A 23,525-nucleotide genomic window follows, 5' to 3' on the forward strand; every position below is an offset into this window, starting at 1 on the left:
CGGACTACGCCGCGGTCGAGCGGAAGGTCCAGCTGCCGGAGCCGACCTCGTACACCGTCTCGCCCTGCTCCGTACGCACCGGACGTACTCCGGCGGGCGGGGTGGCCCTGCCGCCGAACAGCGGCACATGCACCTCCGCCGTGCTCCCCGCCGGCACGTCCACGGTGAGGCGGAACCGGCCGCCGTCCCGCTTCCACCCGGTCCGCGCGACCCCGTACGGAGTGCGGTACGAGCCGGTCGCCGAGGTCAGGTCACCCTCGACGGCCGGGTCGATGAGCAGCTCGGAGTAGCCGACCGAGTCGGCGGTCTGCCCGATGCCCGCGACCCGGGTGGTGAACCAGGAGTCGATGGCGCCGAGCATGAAGTGGTTCTGCGACTGGCCGGGCCCGCCGTCCCAGGACTCGCCGAGCGTGGTGTTGCCCGCCCGCACCTGGTGGCCGTAACTGGGACTGGTCGTCTGCGTGGCGATCTCGTGCACGATGTCGTCGCGGCCGTGGGTGGACAGCACCCGGAACGCGGCGGGCAGCGAGATCTCGCCGAGCGTCAGGTGGTAGCCGGCGTCCTCGACGGCGCCGGTGAAGTGGCCGAGCAGCCGGTCCTTCTCCCCCGCCGGGTACGCGCCCATGTCGAGGGCGAGTGCTTCGGCGCCCTGTCCTCCGCCGCCGAAGGTGCCTGTGGTGGAGTCGTAGTACTTGGCGGCCAGGGCGGTGGCGCTCGCGTCGGCCTTCGCCCGGTAGGTGTCGGCCGCTTCCTGGTCGCCGAGGACGGCGGCGGTTCTGCTCAGGGCGTCGACGACACGCCAGTAGCCGTAGGTGCCCGCGACCGCGCGCGGGAAGGTGCGGTCGGGGGTGAACCAGTCGCCGAGGCCGTAGTCGAGGATGCCGCCGGAGACCTGCGTCTGAAGGAAGTCCGCGTACTGCCGCATGCGCGGGTAGTACGCGGCCATCGTGTCCCGGTCCCCGTAGGTCGTGTACAGCTGCCAGGGGACGAGGACGAACGCGCCGCCCCAGTTGGAGTCGTTGCGGTAGGCGCCGGGCAGGCTGGTGTACTCGGGCACGGTGCTGGGGATCAGCCCGTCCGTGGTCTGCGCGTCGGCCATGTCCCGCACGATCTTGCGGAGGTAGGACCGCATGTCGTAGTTGCCCGCGAGCGCCGGGAACACGAGCTGGTTCTGCTCCAGCCAGCCCAGTTTCTCCCGGCTGGGGCAGTCGGTGAGGACGCTCATCATGTTGCCCTCGATCGCCCGGCGGATCAGCGAGTGGATGTCGTTGACGAGCGGGTCGGAGCTGCTGAAGTCACCGGCCGAGGTGTTGTCGGTGCGCAGCACCTTGCCGCGTACGGTCACGGTCGCGCCCTCGGGGACGCCCCTCAGTTCCAGGTAGCGGAAGCCGTGGTAGCTGAAGCGCGGGTGCCAGGTCTCGGTGCGGGCGCCCCGGGTGGTGTAGCTGTCCCAGAGGGGTGAGCCCACATTGCTGATGGACTGGAAGGCGTGTCCGTCCTTGAGGCTTTCGGCCGGGTAGACACGGACGGCCGTGCCCGCGGGCGCGCCGACGGTGATCTCGGGCCAGCCGGCGATGTTGCGGCCCAGGTCGAACACCCTGCTGTCGGCGGCGCCTTCGACCTCCTTGCCCTTGAGCGTCTCGACGGCCCTGACGGGTTCGGTCTCGCGGGCGCTGAGTGCCGCGGGTTTCTCGGCCGTGCCGGGACCGGCCACGGTGACGGCCTTGTCCCAGGCGCGGCGGTCGCCGCTCGGCTCGTCCCAGTGGGCACTCTCGCGGCGGGCGTCGTAGTCCTCGCCGCCGTACCAGTTGGAGGAGGTGGTGGGTCCGAGGGTGGTCCGCCAGTCGTCGCCGCTCGTGACGGTACGGACGCTGCCGTCGGCGAGGGTCACTTCCAACCGGGCGATCAGCTTGGGGTCGCTCAGGTTGCCGTACAGCTTGCGGTAGCGGTCGGCGGTGCTGACCACGTTGGACATGCCGTTGCCGAGGGCCACACCGAGGGTGTTGGCGCCGGTCCTCAGGCGGTCGGTGACGTCGTAGGTGGCGTACTGGACGCGTTCCGCGTAGTCGGTGTTGGCGGGTTCCAGGACGGCGTCGCCCACCGGTTCGCCGTTGAGGGTCGCGTCGTAGATGCCCAGTCCCCCGATGTACAGACGGGCGCTGCGTACCTTCTTGGGGAGCTTGAAGTCGTCGGTGAGCAGGGGCAGTCCGGCCGGGAGGTAGGGCTCGGGAGCCTTCTGTCCGGTCACGTCGGCGAGTGCGGTGAACGGTCCTGTGGCGCTGTCGCCGCTCGAAAGGGCGTAGTCGACGGGGAAGTTGGGGACGCGGCCGTCCGCGGTGAGGACGTCGGCGCGCGGATACAGGGCCACCTCGTCGAAGGTCTTGGCCGACTTGAGGTCGAGGGTGAGGACCACGGGTGTGCCGGAGACGTCGGCGCCGGTGTGGGCGGCGCTCGCGTAGCCGGCGGCCGTCTGCAGGGCGCTGTTGGGCAGACCGTCGACGGCGAGGGCGGGTTCCCAGGTCTTGCGCAGGGTGTTGGTCTCGGAGGCGGTCACCGCGGCGCTGCGGGCGAGGCCGGTGGTGGAGGTCGCGGAGTCACGTACGTCGATCTCGCCGAGCTGCACGCGCCAGGTGCGCTCGGGGAAGGCCTCTTCCAGGGGCAGTCCCAGCTCGGTGACGTCCAGCCGTACGTAACGGGCCGTGGTGCGGGGGACCTTGACGACGACGGGCTCGACCGTGCGCTCGCTCAGCCGCCAGTCCGGGTGCGTGATCCAGTCGGCGTCGCCGCCGGTGTTCCAGTCCGACGGCCGGGTCAGCCCGGTCTCGAAGACGGCGGTGTCGCTCCAGCCGGGGTCACGTGAGCCGTGCGACGACCAGAGCATGACCCGCCAGTACACGCGGTCGCGGGAGCCCAGCTTCTTCCCCCCGTACGTGGTCTCGGGCACCGTCGAGCGGACCTTGCCCGAGTCCCACAGGTCGGCCCTGCCGCGGCGCAGCAGCTCCGGGGAACTGGCCGCCTGGACGCGGTAGGCGGCCTGGCGGGTGTTCGTGACGCGGGCCTCGGTCTCCCAGCCGAGGTCGGGCGTGGTGTCGTCGATGCCCAGGGCCTGGCTCAGGTGCTGGGTGCGCAGCCGGTCCGGGGTGATGGTGGCGCTGTTTCCGGTGGTGGTGGCGTCGGCGGTGACGGCGCCGGCCAGCACGGTCACGAACGCGGTCAGTCCGGCGAGGAGTACGGGTACGGGCCGCCGGTGTCCGCTGCGGGGACGCGGTCGCGAACGGGGTCTGGGCATTGAGGGCTCCATGAAGTGCGTGCGGGGCGGGAGAGAAGCGCGAGGGAGAGTCAGTCGCGGGTGAGGTCGACGGTGAGGTGGCGTCGGAAGCGCAGGGTCACCGGTCCGAGGAGGCCGGACGGCAGGGGCTTGTTGCGCTCGTTGGACAGCGTGTTGGCGACGCGGACGGCGAGGGAGTTGCGGCCGGCCTTCACCAGGCGGGTGATGTCGACGGTCCAGGGCGCCCACAGCAGCGGCGGGAGCGCGGTGCCGTTGACGGTGACGGCCGCCACGTCACGGACGTCGCCGAGGTCGAGCAGGACGCGGCGCCCGTCGAGGAGCGCGCGCTCGACGTCGAGGTCCTTGGTGTAGGTGCCGCTGCCGGAGAAGAGCCGGTCGTGCTCGACCCAGCTGCCCAGGGGGCCGGTGACCGGGGTGGAGCCTTCGCGTTCCAGGGTGAGGGTCCAGTCGCCGTCCACGGTGACCGGGGCGAGGGGGTCGTCGGTGCGGGCCGTGCCCCGGTACGTGCGGGTGCCGTCGGTGCCGGTGAACCGGTGGCTGCCGGGGGCCGAGGCTTCGACGGTCGCCCGCAGCCCCTTCCCGTGCCGCTCGACCGCGAGGACGGGCAGCGGTGCGGCCGTCAGGTGCGGGACCGCCCGTGCGCCGTGGCGTACGACGACGATCCGGGTCTGGTACGGCTCCAGGGTCAGGGGCACCTGGATGCCGTTCTTGCCGCTCCGGTGGACGGGTGCGGTGCCGGTGCCGCCCGTCGCGGGGTCCCACAGCTCGGGGACGCCGGTGGCCGGAAGGGTCGCGGTCGTCGCGACGTACTCGCCACCCTCGTTGTTGACGATGAAGGCGGTGTCCTCGCCGCGGTGGACCCGTATGACGCGTACCGCGTCCTGGGGTGTCTCCAGCACGGCCGCTGCCACCCCTGCCGCGTGGGTGGCGTCGCGCAGGCCCTCCGGGTCGGCGACGCGCACGGCGTGCCCGCGGCCGACCGACCGGCGGCCGGGGACCCGCTCGCCGAACAGGTCGGTCAGGGCACGAGCGAGGGACCGGTCCTTGTGGTCCGCCTCCTCGGGGGCGAGGGTGCCGACGGCCACGACGGTGCCGCCGGACCGCGCGAACTCCGCGAGGACGCGTACGGAAGCCACGTCCAGGGTCGGTGTCACGGGCACCACCACCAGGTCGTAGCGGGCCGCTCCCACGGTCAGCCGGCCTCCGCGGACGTCGGCGTGGGCGAGCAGGTCCGGGTCACCGCTGAGGGCGCCCTCGTGGACGAGGTCGAAGTCGACCTGGGCCCGCTCCAGCGCGTAGGCGGCGTCGGAGAGCGCGCCGTCGACCTCGCCCTGCCGGTCGGTGCCGGTCCACTGCTCGGCGGCGCGCTGCGGCTGCAGTACGGCGGTACGGGCCCCGGAGGTGCCGCGTCCCACCTCCATCACGCGGCCGATCCACTCGGCGAGCGGCCGCATCGCCCACCACCAGGGAGCGCGCGGACCGAACGGCGGCGGGAAGTAGACGCGGACCTCATCGGTCCACAGGGCGTGCAGGACCGTCAGGTTGACGCCCCGGGCGGCCTGCGCGCCGACCGTGGTGTGCACAAACCCGGGCGTGACCTGCCAGCCCATGTTGCCGAACATCTCCAACAGGGCACGCTCCCGGCCCATTTGATGCGCGACGGACACGGGGTTACGGGGAATCATGGTGGGTTCACCGGCCACGTACTCGGCGGTGATGATGTCACCGCCGGGCACATGGGCCCACTGGTTGACCTTGTGCAGGTCTCCGGTGGAGGGGATGCGTTTGGCCGGGGACGTCTCGTCGTAGAGCGGGTTGGTGATCAGGGCGACGTCGCGCTGCTCGTACCAGCGGGCCTGCTTCTGGAAGGAGCGGGCGAAGCGGTTGGAGACGGCCTGCCAGTAGCGGCCTCGGGCTATGCGCCCATCGCGGCCCAGGTCGTCGAAGGCGGCGGCGTAGGCGACACCCGGCTCGACGTCCACCGCGCGCAGTGCCTTGTCGAGGGTGGGTGACCAGGGCAGGCGCTTGAAGTGTGCCTCGGCCGAGGCGAAGAACGGCTCGTCGTCCCAGAAGCCGGGGATGACCGTACCGAAGTAGCGGCGGAAACGGCGGTGGTACTCGCCCGGGACGATGTCGAGGAAGAGTTCCACGGGCTCGTCGTCGAGCAGGTCGACGTAACTGCGGCTGTAGCCCTGGGTGTCGTCGACGAGCGGGGAGCCGCCGAACAGGTCGAGCTGCCAGCGGCCCGCCGGGACCTGCCAGGTGTGCGCGCCGCCCAACCGGCCGGTCAGGTCGACGACTTCGGTGGCTTCGGCGGTGCCCACCGGGCGGGCCGCGGCGGCGACGGCCGTGGCGTCGGCGGCGAGTCGGGCGCGCTCGGGGAAGTCCCCCGCGTCGGCCGGGTCGGTGAAGGCCGTGGTGTGCAGCGAGGTACCGTCGGCGTCCGTGACCGTGAAGGTGTCCCACAGGGAGCGCTGGTCGGCGACGGCCCGTACGCCCGCCCCGCCCGTCGGGTAGCGGTCGTCGGAGAGCGTGCCCTTGTCCTTGCCGTCGAGGGTGACGGACAGGGTGCCCGCCCGGACTGTGACGGCCACCGTGTGGAACTTGGTCTTGTTGAATCCGTCGGTGCGGGTGCTGCGCAGCAGTTCGGCCGGGTCCGTTCCGCGCGCCAGACGCAGGACGGTGACGACTCCGGTCTGGTCGAAGGTGACGGCGTACCCGTCGAGTCCGTCTGCGGAGGCGCGGACGACGAGACCGGCCGCGGTGTGGTCGGCCTTGGCGCTGCCGGTGACGGTGTAGTCCGCCCACCCGTCGCCGCCGCGCAGTACGGCGGCGCCGTCGAGCACGGCCGCGTCGGCGACCAGTTGTCCGGCCGCCACGCCCACCCCGCTGCTGCGGCGCAGGTCGACGGTGGCAGGGCCCTCGACGACGGTGGTGGAGCGCCAGAGTGCCTTCAGGCGCAGGTCGGGCCGTGGCTCGTACGTGCGGGAGCCGACCGTGCCGCCCTTGACGATGTACTCCCCCGCGCGGCCACTGGGGAAGTGGTCGTCGTTGAACAGCCATACGCGCATGCCGGTGCGTTCCGCTGTGCGCAGTACGTGTCCGACGATGTCGAACCATTCCTCGGTGAAGAACACCGGCTGCATCTCGGCGTTGTCGAACGGGAAGAGCACCACCTCGTACATGCCCTTGTCCCGGAGGTCGGCCAGCTGACGGTCCACGAGTTCGGGGGTGACGGGCCCGTTCCAGTACCAGTAGACGGTCGGTCTGCTGTCCCGCCGGGGATCGGCGAACTGCTGGGCGGAGAACGAGCGTTCGGCGCTCGGAGCCGTGGCGCCGACGCCCGTGGCGCCTTCTCCCGCGGCGAGGGCGGTATCGGGCAGGCCGACCGCGAGAACGGTGCCCGCGGCACCGGCGGCGGCCACGAAGCGGCGTCTGGACAGGTCGTCGTGCGACATGTGGGACATGGTTGAACTCCTGCGTGAACGGCGGGCACCGGGGCGCCCGCCGGACGGAACGGTGTACTGGGGGAATCCGAGTAATCGGGGTGGTGGGGGGGCCGGTGCTCCGTGGAGCACCGGAGACGGCAGGTCAGCCGGCCGCCAGGCGCGCCGCCTCGGACGCGCTCAGGGCCCGGTTGTGCAGCCGGAAGTCACGGACCGCGCCGTGCAGATAGGGGTGCGTGATGTTCTGGGAGCGGCCCAGGTAGTTGCGGGTGCTCGCGCCGAGCAGGAGCGGACTCGCGATCATGGCGTCGTTGCGGCCCGCCTCGACACCGTCGAGGTAGAGGACACCTGTGCCGCCGCCGAGGGTGAGCGCCACGTGGACCCACCGGCCGACGGGGAGCGGGCCGCCCGCGTCGACGACGTCCTCGGACTCCATGCCGGCGATCTTCAGCGCGGCCCGTGCGCGCTGCGCTCCGGTGGTCGCCGCCAGGAACAGGTACGTGTCCTTGTGATACCCCAGGTCGAAGACGCGGGCGGAGGCGGTCAGGGTGTCCACGCGGACCCGGACGCTGACGGTCAGTTCGCCGAGTCCGCCGGGCAGTCCGGCCGGCAGGACGACATGGGCGCCCTTCCCGTCCAGGGACACGGACCGCACGCCGTCGGCCTCGGCCCAGGTGGCACCCGGCGCGAGGGTCGCGTCGGCGAAGGTGCGGGTCCGGTCGGCCGCCGAGGTGCCGGTCCCCTCGTCGAAGGGGTAGCGCGCGATGTCCCGTTCGCGTGCGGGCCGCGGTTCCACGGCCCAGTAGACGTTGTAGCGCTGGTGGTGCACCTCGTGGAACGGGCGCAGTGACACCTGACGCCCGTCGGCGAGTGCGGTGAACGCCGTGCCGCTGCCGGGCACCGGGCGCAGGGTCTCGGGCCGGATCACGGGGAGGGTGGCGAGCGCGGTGTCGCCGTACTCCCCCGCGAGGACCAGAGGCCCGTACGAGAGCGACTTCACCTGCGGGTTGTCGGGGGCGGCCTGCCAGACGGGCCGTCGGGGCAGCACGAGTTCCACGGTGTCCCCGGCACGCCAGTGCCGTTCCACGGCGGCGTACGTGCCCGGCTTCAACCGACCCTGGACGTGCCGGCCGTTGACCTCGAGGCGGGGCTCCCGGCCGCTGTCCGCGACCCAGGCGGGGACACGCACCCGCAGTGTGAAGCGGGCGTCTCCCCCGGTGACGGTGAGGCGGGTCCGGTCGGCCGTGGGGTACTCGGTGTCCTGACGTACCGTCACCCCGGCCTCACGCCACCGCAGTTCGGAGGGGATGAACAGGTTGACGTAGAGCGAGGGGCCGCGGGAGTCGCGCGTACGGAAGTAGATGCTGTCGGCGAACTTGGTGTGGGTCTCCAGACCGGAGCCGTGGTCGCAGGAGAAGTTGTCGTAGTCGCCGCTGTAACTGCCGGGCGCCGAGCCGAGGCCGCCCTTGGGCTGCCGCTCCGAACCCGCCCACAGTCCGGTGTAGTAGGTGACGAACCCGTGCTCCGAGTCGGGATCCTGCTCCCCGAGCAGCTGGTTGTGGAGCGTCCACTCGTAGTGGTCCATGTACGCCGAGCGGGAGGGGCGGTGCAGGAACAGGTGCCGGCCGAGCTTGAGCATGTTGTAGCTGTTGCAGTTCTCGCAGGTGACCTCGGACAGGCGGCTCACGATCTCGCCGGGCGGCCCGAACAGCTCCTGGTTGGAGTTGCCGCCGATGGCGTACGAATGGTCCCGCACGACCGTTGTCCAGAAGTGGTCGGCGATGTCGAGGTAGCGCCTCTCCCCCGTGGCCTCGTAACTCGGTACCGCTCCCACGATCTTGGCGATCTCGGTGTTGGCGTGGCGGCCCGCCAGTTCGTCCCGGCCTGCGGCCAGCGGGGCGTACAGCTCCTCGTGGTCGAAGCGCCGGGCGGTCCGCAGCTGCGCCGGGTCGCCGGTCAGGAGGTGGAGGCGGGCGAGTACGTCGTTCATGCCGCCGAACTCGACCTTCAGCAGCGTCTGCATCCGCTCGGTGGAGAGCGGCGCGGTGCGGGCGTCCACCCAGGCCGCCATGTCCAGCAGCACGGCCAACGCCTGCTTGTCGCCGGCCAGTTCGTACTGGTCGAGCAGCCCCACCATGATCTTGTGGAGCGTGTAGTACGGGGCCCAGGGCTTGCCGCCCGCCTCCAACTGGTCGAAGACGGACTCGGGGAACGCGGACAGATATCCCGCGTGGTACCCCGCCGCCGGGGCCGCCCGCTGGCACTCGGCGAGCGCGGACACCAGGGAACGGGCCTTGGCCGCGTAGGCGTCGTCGCCGGTGTTGGCGTACGCCTGGGCCAGCGCGCTGAGCAGGTGTCCGGTGGTGTGGCCGCGCAGCTGGACGCCCGGCGCCTCCCAGCCGCCGCAGGGTTCGGCGGTGGAGGGCAGCCCCACGTTCAGCCGGAAGGTGTGCAGCAGCCTGTCGGTGTCGACGAAGAGCAGATACGCGCAGGTGCGCCGCATGTTGGCGAGGAACGGGCTCTCCAGCAGCCGGACGTCGGACAGCCGGAAGGCGGTGAGGACCGACCGCGGTCCGGCCGTCGCGGCCGTGGCCTCTTCCGCGGCGAGCGGGGCGAGCGAGGCGGCTGCGGCCGCCGCGGACGCGGCGGTCAGGATCTGGCGGCGGGACGGGCGGGGCATGTCGTGCGGTGCGGGCAAGACGCCGTGCTCCTTCCGGGCAGGGGGAAGTACCAGACGGAAAGCAGAGGTGGCGAATCGAGCAAACTTGAATCGTTTTACATCGTCCGCGGGAGACGGTAAGTGTGCACACCACAAGCGTCAAGGGTTCGCGCACGAAGGGGTGTTGTCAGGACTGCACCCTCCGATTTGAATCGTTCAAAGTGATCAAGAGAGCCCCGGGGGCAGCGGTTGCCTGACCGCCACGGCCTCATGGGCCCGGCCGTCCGCCGGATGTGTCGGACGGGCAGGCCGGAATACCGGGACGGCGTGATCAACAGGCGGCAGAATGGCGGGGACGACGGTTCGGTGCCGCCACGGCGGCCGCAGACGCCCAGGACACGCGCGGCGGGTCCGCGGGTGCCCGGGAGAGGAAAGACATGAGTGAGAACCAGACCCCGTCCAGCGGTTCCGGGAGGCTCAACACCGGGGTGGCGCACAACGCCCGGGTCTGGAACTACTGGATCGGCGGGAAGGACAACTACGAGGTCGACCAGGCCGTCGGCGACCAGGTCGCCGGAATGTTCCCGGTGATCCGCGACGTGGCCCGCGCCGACCGGGAGTTCCTGGGCCGTGCGGTCCGCCAGTTGGTCGAGGAGCACGGGGTACGGCAGTTCCTGGACATCGGCACCGGTCTGCCGACCCTGGACAACACGCACGAGATAGCCCAGCGGTCCGCGCCCGACGCGCGCATCGTGTACGTCGACAACGACCCGATCGTGCTCGCCCACGCGCGGACCCTGCTGACCAGCACTCCCGAGGGCGCCACCGACTACATCGACGCCGACGTCCACCACCCCGAGGGCATCGTCGAGCGCGCCTCGGCGACCCTGGACCTCGACCGGCCCGTCGCGGTGATGATGCTGGGCATCCTCAACTTCGTCCTCGACACCGACAAGGCCCAGGACATCGTGCGCCAGGTCCTGGCGGCGGTCCCGTCCGGCAGCTATCTGGTCCTCACCCACCCCACCACCGACCCCGACCTCGGCGGCGAGGGCAACGTGGCGGCGATGGAGTTCTGGAACGAGAACGCCACCCCGCCGATCACCGCCCGCACCCGCGCGGAGGTCACCGCCTTCTTCGACGGTCTGGAGTTCCTCGAACCGGGCCTGGTCTCCTGCACGCACTGGCACCCCGGCACCGGCTCCCCCGCCACGGTCCCGCAGTTCGGCGCGGTGGCCGTGAAGCCCTGACGGCAGGAGCCCGCCCGAGGTGGCGGCGGCGCCGAAGGGCGGGAGCGTCGAGTGGCGGGGGTGAACGCGGGGCACGAGGATGCAGTCGCGGGAGGTCCTCACCCTGCGGGCCCGCCCAGATGGAGGAGTGCACATGTCCAAGCCGCCGCTTCCGCCCGAGGCCGTCGAACTGCTGAGCCGCCCGAACGCGGCCGTCATCGCCACGGTGCGTTCGGACGGCGCGCCCGTGTCCACGCCCACCTGGTACCTGTGGGAGGACGACCGCGCGCTGATCAGCATGGACCTGGGCCGGGTGCGCCTGAAACACCTGCGGCGCGACCCCCGGGTGACACTCACCGTCCTCGACGGGGACGACTGGTACACCCATGTCACCCTCTTGGGCCAGGTGACGGACATGAAGGACGACGAGGGCCTGGTCGACATCGACCGCATCTCCCGGCACTACACCGGCGAGGCCTACCCCGACCGCGTCCGCGACCGGGTCAGCGCCTTCATCGAGGTCGACCGGTGGCACGGCTGGGGCGCGCTCAAGGACAACGACCAGGCCTCGACGTAGCGGCCGGAGCGAACCGGAGCCATCAGTAGAAGTGGCGGACGAACACGTCCGACGTGCCGTTGGTGTCGTCGGGCACGAGGTCGTCGGCCGTGGAATGGAAGACCACGTCACGCCCGCCGGTGCTGACGGCGTCGGTGCCGGCCGAGGCGGGTTGCTCCGAGACGGTCTCGTCGGTGCCCGTCACCAGGTCGCGCAGCACGAGCGACGGGCCGTTCGGGTCCTGCGGGGCGTACAGCAGATAGCGGCCGGTGGGGTCGATGGCCAGGCCCCGCACGTCCGGCACCAGTTGGTCGGTGCCGGAGGCCTCGTCCTGGACGTGGGTGTCGGAGCCCGAGAGGTACACGATCTTGCTGCCGTCCCTGCTGAGCTGGACGAGTGTCGCCGCCTGGGACGGGCCCTCGATCGGGCCGGTTGAGGTGTCGTCGGTCCGGTCCCACACGAAGACGTCCTGCGCCCGGCCGTCCTGGTAGGCGACGAAGCGGCCGTCGCCGCTGATGGACGGCCGGGACGGGGCGGTGTGGTCGAACTCGAAGACGGTCCGCGTGGTGTTCGCGTGCCAGTCCTGCACCTCGATGCGCTGCCTGACCGCCGGTCGCCCGGAGGTGCCGACCTGCGCGAGGTAGCGGCCGTCCTCGCTCAGTGACGGCTGACTGCAGCTGAGGCCGGGACAGTTGATGCCGATCGTGCCCTGCGACCTCAGCTGGGACAGGAACGTCTTCGTGTCGCGCTGTATCAGCCCCCAGTGGGCGATGTACTCCCCGTCGCCGCTGATCACCGGGTGACGCTGGACCGGGGGTGCACTGGTGCTCATCCGCACGGTCTCGTTCGTCCGCCGGTCGCGGACGAACACCTTTTCATAGGTCGTCGGGGAGCCGGTCGTGAGGTTCTGCGCCACCGACGAGAAGGCGGTCCGCCGGCCGTCGGACGTGATCGTGCCGCCGACGGAGCCGCCGTCGCCCTGCGTGCCGTCGGACGCGACACTGACCCGCTCGACTCCGGCTCCGAGCGCGCCCACGGTTCCCGCGCCGCGCGCGGGCTCGGCGGAGGCGGCTCCCGGCAGCGCCGCCGTGACGGCGCAGACCGCGACCGTCACGCCCACGGCGGCTCTCACACGTCGTGCGGCGCCCCAGCCCGTACGCATCATCGTTTCCCCCCACACTCGGCACACCGTGCCCTCCGGCTCCCCGCCGGAGGTCCTGAAGCATGCAACCGTGGCGGAGCATTGGGGTCAATGCGTCACATGACGTAGTGAGGGGTCCTTTTCCGGTCAGGTGGGAGCGGTGCGCGGTGGCTCGTCCTCAGGAGACGGCGGCCGGTTTCCTGGGCGGGGTCCAGCGCAGGTGGACGGTCTGTCCGGGGTCCTCGGCCCGCAGCAGGGAGAGCCGTGGGCGGACGGCGTCGGTGCGTGCGCTGGGAGGTTTGCGGGCGCCGGCCCGGTACGGGAGCGGCCACTGGCCGGCGCTGTCCCGGTACTCCTGCTCGGCCGCCGCGTGCAGCGTCCAGTGCGGATCGTAGAGGTGGGTGCGGCCGAGGGCGCACAGGTCGGCGCGGCCGGCGAGGAGGATCGAGTTCACGTCGTCGTACGACGCGATGGCTCCGACCGCGATGACGGCCGTGCCGGTGGCCGCGGCGACCTCGTGACGGATGCGGTCGGCGAACGGCGTCTGGTAGGAGCGGCCGTACGCGGGGCGCTCGTCCTGGGTGACCTGTCCGGAGGAGACGTCGATCGCGTCCGCGCCGTGGGCGATGAAAGCACGGGCGATCTCCACGGCGTCGTGCTCGGTGTTGCCGTCCGGAACCCAGTCCGACGCGGAGATCCGTACGATCATCGGCCGCTCGGCGGGCCAGGCGGCACGGACCGCGTCGAAGACCTCCAGGGGGAACCGGAGCCGGTCGCGCAGCGGACCGCCGTACTCGTCGGTGCGGTGGTTCGCCGTCGGTGAGAGGAACGAGGACAGCAAGTAGCCGTGGGCGCAGTGGAGTTCGAGCAGATCGAACCCCGCCTCGGCGCCGCGTCGGGCGGCAGCGACGAAGTCGGCGACCAGGGCGTCCAGGTCGGCGCGGTCCAGCTCGCGGGGGACGGCCGATCCGGGGCCGTACGGCAGCGGCGACGGGCCGACGGGCTCCCAGTTGCCGTCCGGCAGCGGGTCGTCCATGCCCTCCCACATGATCCGGGTGGAGCCCTTGCGGCCGGAGTGACCGAGCTGGAGACCGATCCGGGCGGAGCTGCGCTCGTGGACGAAGGACACGACCCGCGCCCACGAGTCGCGCTGTTCGTCGCTCCACAGTCCCGTGCAGCCGGGGGTGATGCGGCCCTCGGGCGACACGCACACCATCTCCGTCATGACCAGTCCGGCGCCGCCCATCGCCTTCGAGCCGAGGTGGACGAGGTGGAAGTCGCCGGGTACGCCGTCGACGGCCGAATACATGTCCATCGGGGACACGATCACCCGGTTCTTCAGCTCCAGCTCCCCGAGCCGAAAGGGCTGGAACATCGCCGGAGCGGTCTCCGGCAGGCCCTGGGAGGCCGCGAAGGCCGCGTCGACCCGGTCGGCGAACTCCTGGTCGCGGGTGCGGAGGTTGTCGTACGTGATACGGCGGGACCGGGTCAGCAGGTTGAAGCAGAACTGGGTCGGCTCCTGGTGGGCGTACATGCCGATGTTCTCGAACCACTCCAGGGAGGCCTGGGCGGCCCGCTGCGTGGACTCGACGACGGGGCGTCTCTCTGCCTCGTACGCCGCCAACGCGCCCTCGGTGTCCGGGTGTTCGTGCAGGCACGCGGCGAGGGCGAGGGAGTCCTCCATCGCCAGTTTGGTGCCCGAGCCGATCGAGAAGTGCGCGGTGTGCGCGGCGTCCCCGACGAGGACGAGATTGCCGTGGTGCCAGCGCTCGTTGCGTACGGTGGTGAAGCCGAGCCACTTCGAGTTGTTGGCGAACACCCGGTGCCCGGCCAGCTCCTCGGCGAAGAGCCCGCGGACGCGCTCGACGGCCCGCTCGTCGGAGGCACCCGGCGGGAACACGGTCTCCTCGCCGGCGTCGAAGCCGGCCCGGCGCCACACGTCCTCGTGCATCTCGACGATGAAGGTGGAGCCGGACTCGGAGTAGGGGTAGCCGTGCACCTGCATGGTCCCCCACTCCGTCTGCTTGACGAAGAACTGGAACGCCTCGAAGACCCGGTCCGTGCCCAGCCACATGTATTTGTTGTGCCGCTGGTCCAGCGTGGGACGGAAGATGTCCGGGTGAGCGGCCCTGACCTGCGAGTTGACCCCGTCCGCGCCCACCACGAGGTCGTACGAGGTCCGCAGGGCGCCGGTGTCGGGGGCGGCCGTGGAGAAGCGGACGCGCACACCGAGGTCGTGGCAGCGGCGCTGGAGCAGTCCGAGCAGTTCGCGGCGGCCCATGGCGGCGAACCCCTGGCCGCCCACGGTGTGGGTCCGGCCGCGGTAGTGGATGTCGATGTCGGTCCAGCGTGCGAAGCGGCGGGCCATGGCATCGGCGAACTCGCGGTCCGCGTTCTCGATGCCGCCGAGCGTCTCGTCGGAGAACACCACGCCGAAGCCGAAGGTGTCGTCCGGGGCGTTGCGCTCCCACACGGTGATCTCATGAGCCGGGTCGAGCTGTTTCATGAGAGCGGCGGAGTAGAGGCCGCCGGGGCCACCGCCAACGATCGCGATCTTCACGGGGGTTCCTCTTTCAGTGCTCGCCGGTGGCCGCCGCGGCCTGGTCGTCCTCGACGGCCGCGCGGAGTGCGAAACGCTGCAGTTTGCCGCTGGCGTTGCGTGGCAGGGACGCGCGGAACCGCACGTCCCGCGGGTACTTGTAGGGCGCGATGACCTGCTTGACGTGGTCCTGGATCTCCTTGGCCTTGGCGGCGTCACCGCTCACACCGTCCCGCAGTACGACGAAGGCGCAGACGACCTCGCCGCGTTCGGCGTCGGTGCGGCCGACGACGGCGCACTCCAGGACGTCGGGGTGGGTGTCTATGGCGGCCTCCACCTCGGGGCCGCCGATGTTGTAGCCGGAGGAGACGATCATGTTGTCGCCGCGGGCGTGGTAGTGGAAGTAGCCGTCCTCGTCGCGGTGGAAGACGTCACCGGTGACGTTCCAGCCGTTGACGACGTAGTCCTTCTGGCGTTCGTCGTCGAGGTAGCGGCAGCCGACCGGGCCGATGACGCCCAGCCTGCCCGGCTCGCCGGGGCCCAGTTCCGTGCCGTCGGGGCCGAGGATCGTGGCACGGAAGCCCGGCACCGGTTTTCCGGTGGCTCCGGGGCGGATGTCGTCACCGGCCGCCGAGATGAAGATGTGCAGCAGTTCGGTGGCGCCGATCCCGTCGATGACGCGCAGTCCGATGCGGTCGCGCAACCGCTCCCAGGTGCCGAGCGGTATGTGCTCGCCTGCCGAGACGCCGACGCGCAGCCCGGCGAGCTGCTGTTCGCGGCCCTCGCGCAGGATCGCCTTGTACGCCGTGGGCGCCGTGGCGAGCACGGTGACGCCCTGCCGTTCGACGAGTTCCGCCATGCCCGGCGGGGTCACGGTCTCGGTCAGCAGTGCGCAGGCGCCGGCCCGCAGCGGGAAGACGACGAGCATCCCGAGACCGAAGGTGAAGGCGAAGGGGGCGCTGCAGGCGACCAGGTCGTCCGGGAGCAGGCGCAGCACCTGCCGGCCGAAGGTGTCGTCGATGGCCAGGACGTCCCGGTGGAAGTGCATGGTGATCTTGGGGGTGCCGGTGCTGCCGGAGGTCGGGGCGAGGAGTGCCACGTCGTCGGCGGCGGTGTCCACGGCCGTGAACTCGCCGGACTTCGCCGCGGCCCGGGCCACCAGGTCACCCGGCCCGGTGCCGCCGAACTCGACGACCTTCAGCGAGGGCAGCACGGTGTCGCGTACGACATGGACGTCCTCGGCGCAGCGGTGGTCGACCAGGGCGAGGGCGGGCAGGGTCCGTTCGGCGACCGGGGCGATCTCGCGGGCGCGCAGTGCGGCCATGACGGTGACGACGACTCCCCCGGCCTTGAGCACGCCGAGCCAACTCGCCACGGTCCACGGTGTGTTCGGTGAACGGAGCAGGACCCGCTGTCCCGGGACCAGGCCGAGGTCCTCGGTGAGCACCTGGGCCACCTGGTTGGCGCGGGTCCTGAGCTCCCCGTAGGTCCAGGTCTCCCCGGCCGGTGTACGCAGTGCCGGACGGCCGGCCCCGAACGCGGACGTGGGGCGGTCGATGAGTTCGGTGGCGGCGTTGAGGCGTTCCGGGTGGCGCAGTGCGGGCGTGGCGAACTCGATCGTCGGCCACAGGTGGGCGGGCGGGAGATGGTCGCGGGCGAAGGTGTCCTCGTACGCCGAGGAGGACGGCGGCTGGGAGGGGCGCGGTGGGAGCGGTGGCGGAAGAGTCAACGGAGGAGTCCTTCCGGGAGCCCGTCGGTGCCGGGCGGGGCCGCTCGGTACCGGACGAGGCCGTGCCGTGCCGGGCGGCGGATCAGGCGGGGCGGATCATGCCCTCCTGGACGACGGTGGCCAGGTGACGGTGGTCGCGGGTGAAGAAGCGGCCGGTGCCCAGTCCGCGGCCCGCGTCGGCGGCGACCGCTTCCTGGACGTAGAGGAGCCAGTCGCCGACCGGCCCGGAACGGTGGAACCACATGGCGTGGTCGAGGCTTGCGGTGACGAGACCGGGGTCGGCCCAGGCCAGGTCCAGTACGCGCAGGACGGGTTCGAGGATCGTGTAGTCGCAGACGTACGCCAACGCGGCCAGGTCCCGTTGGGCTTCGGTCAGTCCCTCGACGGTACGCAGCCTGTCGAACGGCCGCACCCAGAGCGCCTGTTGCGGCAGCCGTTTGCCCTCGACGGTGAGGTAGACCGGGCCGGGCACGTGCCGCATGTCGAAGCTGCGGCCGGCGGACCAGTAGGCCTTCGACTCGTCGGTCATCGAGCCGCCGCTGCGCTCTTCGAGGTACGCCGCCGAACTGGGCAGGTCCTCCGGGTCGGGGACGACCTCCGCGAACTCCGCGTGGAAGGTGCCGCCGGGCTCCCCCGCGGCGAAGTTGGCGAGGCAGACGTAGAGCGGTTTGCCGTTCTGGTAGCCGCGTACCTGCCGGGTGCTGTAGCCGCGACCGTCGCGCAGCACCTCCACCTCGTAGCGCACCTCGGCGCCGATGTCGGCGGGGCGCAGGAAGTAGCTGTGCATCGAGTGCAGCGTCTTGGTGTCGGTCACCGACCGCATGGCCGCCGCTGCCGCCGCCGCGACCAGGTCGCCGCCGTACGCCTTGGGCCAGGGGCAGGGCTGGGTGACGGCGGTGAAGGCCAGGTCGAAGTCCTCGGGCGGGGTGGGCGTGAGCGTGACGGCGTCGGTGAAGAAGGCCGAGGTCGGCGGCGTACCGCCCGGCGCCGATCCGGGACCCGGCGTCACCGGTCGAGCCAGTCGCGCAGGTCGGCGTCGGGGACGTCGGTCAGGTTGACGACGATGTTCTCCGGCGTGCGGGTGGTCATCCAGGTCAGCGGCTCGCTGCGGGAGAGGTTGCACTCGATGTGCGGCATGAACGGCGGGACGAAGACCCAGTCGCCCTCCGACATGTCGACGTAGTCCTCGAACTTCTCGCCGAAGTAGATGCGGGCCCGCCCCGACAGGACATAACCGCCGGTCTCGGCCTCGCCGTGGTGGTGGGTGACCGAGCGGTAGCCGGGGTCGTTGCTGACCTTGCCGAACCACAGCTTCGTGGCGGGGGTGTGCTGGATGCTGACGCCCGAGATCCGGACGGCCCCGCCGGAGTCGGCGGTGTTTCCGCTCTCCGATCCGGCGCGCGTCACCACGGGAGCGACGATCCCGCTGGGCAGCCGGTACATCGAGGCGTCACCCTCCAGGCGGTACTTGCTGAGGTCGGGCTCCATGGGGGCTGGCTCCGTTCCGGTCGGGCGGCTTCGGGAGCGGGTGATCGGTGGCGCGGTTCGTGTGGTATCTCGTTTTTTTCACGACCGTCATTTATTGTCAATACAGCATGCCGGACGCGACCGGAGACGGCCCCTCGGACCGGGCCGTCCTCCCCGAACCCACGGAGGCCACGTGACTCCCATCGCCGTGAACCCGGGAGCGCTGCCGACGCCCCGCGGCTACTCGCACGGAACGCTCGCGGGGAACACGCTGCATCTGGGCGGGCAGACCGCTCTCGACGCCGACATGAAGATCGTGCCGGGTGGGATCGTCGAGCAGTTCCGCCAGGCGTTCGGCAACGTGCTGACGACGCTGCGCGAGGTGGGTGGGGAGCCGGGGGATCTGGTGAGCGTGACGATCTACCTCACCGACATCCCCGACTACCAGGCCCACGGCAAGGAGATCGGGAGGGTGTGGCGGGAGCTTGCGGGGCCGGTGTATCCGGCGATGGCCGGGATCGGCTGCGCGGCGCTGTGGCAACCGGAAGCGATGATCGAGATCACGGGCGTGGCCGTGATCCCGGACGCCCGCCTGACGCTCCGCGTGTAACCGCCCCACCGTCCGGCCCCCGTCAAAGACTGCGCAGTTCCCCGCGCCCCTAAAAACCCGGGCCCACCCCCTGCTTTTAGGGGCGCGGGGAACTGCGCGACCGGCCCCCACCGGCCCGCAGGTGGGAAACACACCGCGCCCCGGCGTCCTGCGCGGCCGGCCCCAGTCCGCCCGCGGACGAAGATCCCCCGCCCAACCACCGGCCAGGGCAACCGCATTGTTAACGTTCGTGGATGTCCGACTCTTCACGCGACACCGCGGCCGGCGCAGGCTGGGGCGACACCGAACGCGGCGCGTACCCGCACCTGATGCCGCAACGGACCGAGGAATTGTCCTGGGTCAACCCCAAAACCCTCTGGCCCGCCCGCAACGGCACACTCGCTTCCCTCTTCGGCGACCCGACGGCCCACACCCGCAACCGCTGGGTGGAGCAACGGACGGCCGCCGGGGCCCCGCCCGACAAGGTGATCGGACACCCCGCCCCGGACCACTTCTCGTTCATGGTGATCGGAGACACCGGCGAGGGCGACGACCCCCAGTACGCGGTCGTGCCCGGCTTCCTGAGAGCCGGTCAGGACACCGAGTTCGCCGTACTCGCCAGCGACGTGATCTACCCGGTGGGCGCCACGGACGACTACGGCACGAAGTTCTTCCGCCCGTACCAGGACTACCAGGCGCCGATCTACGCGATACCCGGCAACCACGACTGGTACGAGGACCTGGACGGCTTCATGCGCGTCTTCTGCGACGCGCAATCCCTCCCCCCGCAGCCCCGGCCCCGCCCCCTGTCGTCGGCCTGGTGGCGCTCACTCCTGTGGCACAAGCCCCGCGCCCCCGACGAACAACGCCTGGCAGAGGCAAGGAAGTTGCGCTCGGCCCCCGCCCAGCAGGCCCTCCAGCCGGGCCCGTACTGGGCCATCGACGCGGGCCCGGTACGGATCATAGGCATCGACACAGGGCTGCTCGGAACCCTCGACGCCGAGCAGGGACGCTGGCTCCGCGAGGTCTCCAAGGGCGACACCCCCAAGATCCTCGTCACCGGCTCCCCCCTGTACGTGGACGCCGAGCACCACCCCTGCGCCATCGACGGCGGCGGCACGGTCGACGACATCGTGCGCGATCCCGCCCACCACTACGTGGCCGCGATAGGCGGTGACATCCACAACTACCAGCGCTACCCGGTGGCGGTGGACGGCCGCACCATCCAGTACGTGGTCGCCGGTGGCGGCGGAGCCTTCATGCACGCCACCCACACCATGCCGCGCGTCTCCGTCGCCGGTGTCACCGAGGACGACTTCCGCTGCTATCCGCTGCGCGGCGACTCACTGGCCTTCTACAGCGGTCTGTACGGGCGCCGACTGCGTATGCGGCGCTTCTTCACGCTCACCGAGGACCAGGCGACCGCCGTCGTCTCCGAACGTCTCGGCATCCCCCCGACCCGGGCGGCCGGGGCCGGGGCCGCCCGGGTCACCCGGCGCACCCGCCTCGTCGCGAGCCTGCTGGGCGCCGGCGGCCGCCCCGACCGCACCTCGCGCATGCGCCTGCCGGTGCGCAAGGCCTACACCCAGCTCTTCTCGCCGGGGTCGGCGACGTACAGTCCGCCGTTCTTCAAGTGCTTCCTGCGCCTGGACGTCAGCCCGGAGTCCGTGCGGCTGCGCTGCTTCTCGGCGACCGGGAACCTGCCGCAGGAACTCGACCCGCCCATCGAGGACGAGGTGGTCATCCCCCTGGTGTGACGCGGGGTGTGACGCGGGGTGATCCACCGGGCGGTTCCCCCGATTGGCGGCGCCCGGCTTGCGGGCGGACGATGAGGAGGAAAGGGCCCCGAGGCCGCTGGACACGCTGGATTGGAGGGACCGTCATGATGGAGATCAAGGCGGTCGAGAAGCCGGACGAACGGCGGGACTTCCCGCACGGCCACCTGGAGGCCGTACACCTCACCGGGCTCGACTTCGCCGTGGCGACGTTCGAGCCGGGCTGGCGCTGGTCCGAGTCCGTGGGACCGATCGCGGGCACCGAGAGCTGCCAGGTCCATCACAACGGTTACGTCCTTCAGGGCCGCATGCGGATCCGGATGGACGACGGCGCCGAGGGCGAGGTCGGCCCCGGAGACGTCTTCGTCTGCCCGCCCGGCCACGACGCCTGGGTCGTGGGGGACGAACCCACCGTGGTGTTCGACTTCGCCGGGGGCATGGCACAGGAGTACGCGAAGGCCACCGACTGACCCCTCCCGGACCGGCACGCAGATCGACTCCGACACAGCATCTCCCCCTCGGCACGGGGTCATTCGGAGCCGCCGCGTCTATTCTGGGGTCGCATGGAGGGGGCAGCGGGCAGCGGGACGACCGGTGAGCCACCGGAGTCCAGCGCGTCGTTCGGCCCGCTCGTGGTCTCGTCGCCGATTCTGCGGGCCGCGCACGTCGTCCTGCCCGAGGAGAGCCCGGACCCCGTGCTGCTGCCGTCGATCACCCTGCTGGACCGGGCGGCGTCCCACGGCGGCGGCCGGGAGGAACTGCCCCTTCCCTCGGGGCGGCTGCTCGCGGGCCAGTACCGGCTGATCCGACCGCTGGGCTACGGCGGCATGGGCGAGGTCTATCTCGCGCTCGACACCAAGGTCGACAACCGCGAGGTCGCCATCAAGATCCTCCACCCGCAGCAGGCGGCGGCCTCGTCGGGCGCGCTGGCCCAGGAGCGGCGGGCCCTGGTCGATCTCAGCCACGGCGACATCATCCGTGTCTTCAACTACGGACACCATCCGGAGGTCGGCGACTTCCTCGTCCTGCAGTACGTGGACGGGCTCACGCTCGAAGAGGTGCGGGCGCGGGTCCAGGTGAACCCGGCCGAGTTCGGCGGCGGTCGCTTCCACGAGTTCGTACTCGCCTACGGGGTGAGGATCCTGGCCGCTCTCGGGCATCTGCACGCCGACCGACCCGGCAAGGTCTACGGCGACCTCAAGCCGGACAACGTGATGCACGACGGCACCGCCACGAAGATCATCGATGTGGGGAGCGTCCGCTCGGCCGGGCTGCCCGGCCACACCACGGAGGGTTTCCGGGCCCCGACCGTCGGCCCGAACGGGCAGTCCACCGGCCAGGACGACCTGTTCAGCCTCGGGGAGACCCTGCGGCGGCTGAGCGGACTGGGGCGCTGTCCCGACGACCTGGCGGAGCTGGGCCGCCTGGACATGATCAGCCCGACGACGGGCCCGGCGACCGGCACGACGACCAGTCCGCCGGAGTCACCGGGCGGGGGCGGCACCCCCCGGACCCCCGGGGCGCCTCCCATGACGGCGCCTCCTCCCCACGGACTCGGCCTGGTGTCACTGGCCCGGGTCCTGCACCGCGCCACCCGCGCCGAACGGGCCGAACGGTTCGCCACCGCGCGCGAGATGGAGGAACAACTGCGCGGTGTCTTCCGGGAGTTGCGCTCGCTGCGGACCGGACTCGAGACCTTCGAGCCGTCCCCGCTCTTCTTCCAGTCGCCGTACGCGCTCGACGCGGCCCTCGGTTCGGCACCGCCCGTCACCCGGTGGGCCGCGCCGGACGCGCCCGCCCCGTACGCGCCGCCGTCGCCCGCGGAGGTCGCCAGCCGACTGCCCGTGCCGCGGCCCGATCCGCAGGACCTGCACCACGCCGAGCTGAGCAGGCTGGCCGACGCCGCTCCCGAGGCGCTGCTGCAGCACACCGGGGACTGGCGGGACTCGCCGGAGGTCCTGCTGCTGCGCTGCCGGCTGCGGTTGCGCAGCGCCGGGGGCGGCACCTCGGCCGCCGAACGGGAACTGCGGTCCGCCGAGACCCTGATCGGCGCCGAGCACGCCCCGCACGACTGGCGGCTCGGCTGGCACCGCGGTCTGCTCGCGCTCGGCCAGGACCGGGTCGGGGCGGCCCGGCGGCACTTCGACGAGGTGTTCGCGGCGATCCCGGGCGAGTACGCGCCGAAACTGGCCCTCGGCTACTGCGCCGAGCGCCTCGGCCGCTGGCAGGAGGCGCTGACGTTCTACGAGGCGGTCCGGCTGCGCAACCCCTCCCTCGGCAGCGCCGCGTTCGGCGCGGCGCGGGCCCGGCTCGCGCTGGGCGGGGAGCCCGCGTGGGACGACGCCGTACGGGCCCTGGACGCGGTGCCGCAGCACTCCCGGCACCGGACCGCCGCGCGGACGGCCGCCGTACGCGTCGGCGTCGAGCACGTGCGCACCGCCGAACGCCCGGACGGGGCCGCCGACCGGCTCCGCGAGGTGCTGGCCAGGCTGGCCCGGCTGTTCCACGCGCACGGGCTGACGGACGAACAGGCCCGGGTCCGTATGACGGCGGAGGTGTGGGAGGCGGTACGGGGCGCCCTCGTCCGGGGTGCGATCGACGCGGCGGGGCTGGCCGGGCTCGCCGCGGACGCCGACGCACGGCTGGGACTCCCGTCCGACGAACCCGGGCTGCGCAGAGAACTCTCCCGTCTCTATCTCACCCTCGCGCACCAGGCCGCCCGTTCCGCCACCGCGGAGGACGGGGCCGTCGCCGAGACCCTGCTGGACCGTGCCTACGCGGTCCGCCCGCTCGCCTTCCGGCACCACCGGGACAGCCCATGGCTCGGGAAGAGGGCGACGGCCTGGCTGCGCTCGATCGCCCACACGCCGTCGCAGGGATCGCAGAAGCCGCCGGGGTCGCGGAAGCCTCATGGATCCCCGGAGTCAAGGGACTCACGGGAGTCACGGGAGTCACGGGATCAGCCGCAGCCGACGCAGGGCGAGAACGTCCGGACGGCCCGCGAGTGACCGGTGCGACACGACGCGGACGTACGACCCGGGGCACGGATGTCGCAATCGCGCCGCCCGCGACCCCACCGCTCGCCCGTCCCCGCCGGGCCGCGCGG

14 protein-coding genes are annotated in these 23,525 nt (G+C 71.7%); 6 read left to right on the plus strand and 8 right to left on the minus strand.

Features of this window, described 5'->3' with window-relative positions:
- Positions 1-4: 4 nt before the first annotated feature.
- From ACZ60E_RS11150 to ACZ60E_RS11160, 3 genes are all read right to left on the minus strand, one after another.
- The gene (locus tag ACZ60E_RS11150) at positions 5-3,289 is read right to left on the minus strand and encodes a family 78 glycoside hydrolase catalytic domain (protein ID WP_469439580.1); all 3,285 of its coding nucleotides are present in this window, start codon (positions 3,287-3,289) and stop codon (positions 5-7) included.
- Between the two features lie 50 nt (positions 3,290-3,339).
- Complete coding sequence (locus tag ACZ60E_RS11155; RefSeq protein WP_469439582.1) at positions 3,340-6,756, minus strand: glycosylhydrolase-like jelly roll fold domain-containing protein; 3,417 nt, start codon at positions 6,754-6,756, stop codon at positions 3,340-3,342.
- Between the two features lie 124 nt (positions 6,757-6,880).
- Positions 6,881-9,433: a glycoside hydrolase family 127 protein gene (locus ACZ60E_RS11160; RefSeq protein WP_469439584.1), complete on the minus strand. Its 2,553-nt coding sequence runs from the start codon at positions 9,431-9,433 to the stop codon at positions 6,881-6,883.
- Positions 9,434-9,831: 398 nt separating this feature from the next.
- On the opposite strand from ACZ60E_RS11160, the gene ACZ60E_RS11165 reads away from it, so the two are divergent.
- Positions 9,832-10,644, plus strand: a complete 813-nt coding sequence (locus ACZ60E_RS11165; RefSeq protein WP_469439586.1) for an SAM-dependent methyltransferase — start codon at positions 9,832-9,834, stop codon at positions 10,642-10,644.
- Positions 10,645-10,777: 133 nt separating this feature from the next.
- Positions 10,778-11,200: a PPOX class F420-dependent oxidoreductase gene (locus ACZ60E_RS11170; RefSeq protein ID WP_210893278.1), complete on the plus strand. Its 423-nt coding sequence runs from the start codon at positions 10,778-10,780 to the stop codon at positions 11,198-11,200.
- 22 nt (positions 11,201-11,222) lie between these two features.
- Here ACZ60E_RS11170 and ACZ60E_RS11175 read toward each other — a convergent pair whose 3' ends face one another.
- The 5 genes from ACZ60E_RS11175 to ACZ60E_RS11195 all read right to left on the minus strand — a co-directional run bounded on the left by ACZ60E_RS11175 (position 11,223) and on the right by ACZ60E_RS11195 (position 18,076).
- Positions 11,223-12,359 (minus strand): hypothetical protein, encoded by a 1,137-nt coding sequence (locus ACZ60E_RS11175; RefSeq protein ID WP_469439589.1) that lies wholly within the window; start codon positions 12,357-12,359, stop codon positions 11,223-11,225.
- Positions 12,360-12,498: 139 nt separating this feature from the next.
- Positions 12,499-14,880, minus strand: a complete 2,382-nt coding sequence (locus ACZ60E_RS11180) for a bifunctional salicylyl-CoA 5-hydroxylase/oxidoreductase (RefSeq protein ID WP_469439591.1) — start codon at positions 14,878-14,880, stop codon at positions 12,499-12,501.
- A gap of 13 nt (positions 14,881-14,893) precedes the next feature.
- Positions 14,894-16,588, minus strand: a complete 1,695-nt coding sequence (locus ACZ60E_RS11185; RefSeq protein ID WP_469439592.1) for an AMP-binding protein — start codon at positions 16,586-16,588, stop codon at positions 14,894-14,896.
- An 82-nt stretch (positions 16,589-16,670) separates the two neighbouring features.
- Positions 16,671-17,597 (minus strand): acyl-CoA thioesterase, encoded by a 927-nt coding sequence (locus ACZ60E_RS11190; protein ID WP_469439594.1) that lies wholly within the window; start codon positions 17,595-17,597, stop codon positions 16,671-16,673.
- Positions 17,594-18,076 (minus strand): cupin domain-containing protein, encoded by a 483-nt coding sequence (locus tag ACZ60E_RS11195; RefSeq protein WP_384808233.1) that lies wholly within the window; start codon positions 18,074-18,076, stop codon positions 17,594-17,596. The genes ACZ60E_RS11190 and ACZ60E_RS11195 overlap by 4 nt, the downstream gene beginning before the upstream one ends.
- Positions 18,077-18,248: 172 nt before the next feature.
- Here ACZ60E_RS11195 and ACZ60E_RS11200 point away from each other — a divergent pair, with 172 nt between their 5' ends.
- The 4 genes from ACZ60E_RS11200 (at position 18,249) to ACZ60E_RS11215 (ending at position 23,427) form a co-directional block, all read left to right on the plus strand.
- Positions 18,249-18,665, plus strand: a complete 417-nt coding sequence (locus ACZ60E_RS11200) for a RidA family protein (protein WP_469439595.1) — start codon at positions 18,249-18,251, stop codon at positions 18,663-18,665.
- 233 nt (positions 18,666-18,898) lie between these two features.
- Positions 18,899-20,401, plus strand: a complete 1,503-nt coding sequence (locus ACZ60E_RS11205) for a metallophosphoesterase family protein (protein WP_469439597.1) — start codon at positions 18,899-18,901, stop codon at positions 20,399-20,401.
- A 125-nt stretch (positions 20,402-20,526) separates the two neighbouring features.
- Complete coding sequence (locus ACZ60E_RS11210; protein ID WP_469439599.1) at positions 20,527-20,889, plus strand: cupin domain-containing protein; 363 nt, start codon at positions 20,527-20,529, stop codon at positions 20,887-20,889.
- 93 nt (positions 20,890-20,982) lie between these two features.
- Positions 20,983-23,427 (plus strand): tetratricopeptide repeat protein, encoded by a 2,445-nt coding sequence (locus ACZ60E_RS11215; RefSeq protein ID WP_469439600.1) that lies wholly within the window; start codon positions 20,983-20,985, stop codon positions 23,425-23,427.
- Positions 23,428-23,525: the final 98 nt, after the last annotated feature.

The organism is Streptomyces sp. NPDC102514, from assembly GCF_055584525.1.

What these genes read in the sequence shown, in the direction of transcription:
- ACZ60E_RS11155 (WP_469439582.1), bottom strand. Translation starts at nt 6,756, where the DNA reads ATGTCCCACATGTCGCACGACGACCTGTCCAGACGCCGCTTCGTGGCC.
- ACZ60E_RS11165 (WP_469439586.1), top strand. Translation starts at nt 9,832, where the DNA reads ATGAGTGAGAACCAGACCCCGTCCAGCGGTTCCGGGAGGCTCAACACC.
- ACZ60E_RS11150 (WP_469439580.1), bottom strand. Translation starts at nt 3,289, where the DNA reads ATGCCCAGACCCCGTTCGCGACCGCGTCCCCGCAGCGGACACCGGCGG.
- ACZ60E_RS11170 (WP_210893278.1), top strand. Translation starts at nt 10,778, where the DNA reads ATGTCCAAGCCGCCGCTTCCGCCCGAGGCCGTCGAACTGCTGAGCCGC.
- ACZ60E_RS11195 (WP_384808233.1), bottom strand. Translation starts at nt 18,076, where the DNA reads ATGGAGCCCGACCTCAGCAAGTACCGCCTGGAGGGTGACGCCTCGATG.
- ACZ60E_RS11215 (WP_469439600.1), top strand. Translation starts at nt 20,983, where the DNA reads ATGGAGGGGGCAGCGGGCAGCGGGACGACCGGTGAGCCACCGGAGTCC.
- ACZ60E_RS11210 (WP_469439599.1), top strand. Translation starts at nt 20,527, where the DNA reads ATGATGGAGATCAAGGCGGTCGAGAAGCCGGACGAACGGCGGGACTTC.
- ACZ60E_RS11205 (WP_469439597.1), top strand. Translation starts at nt 18,899, where the DNA reads ATGTCCGACTCTTCACGCGACACCGCGGCCGGCGCAGGCTGGGGCGAC.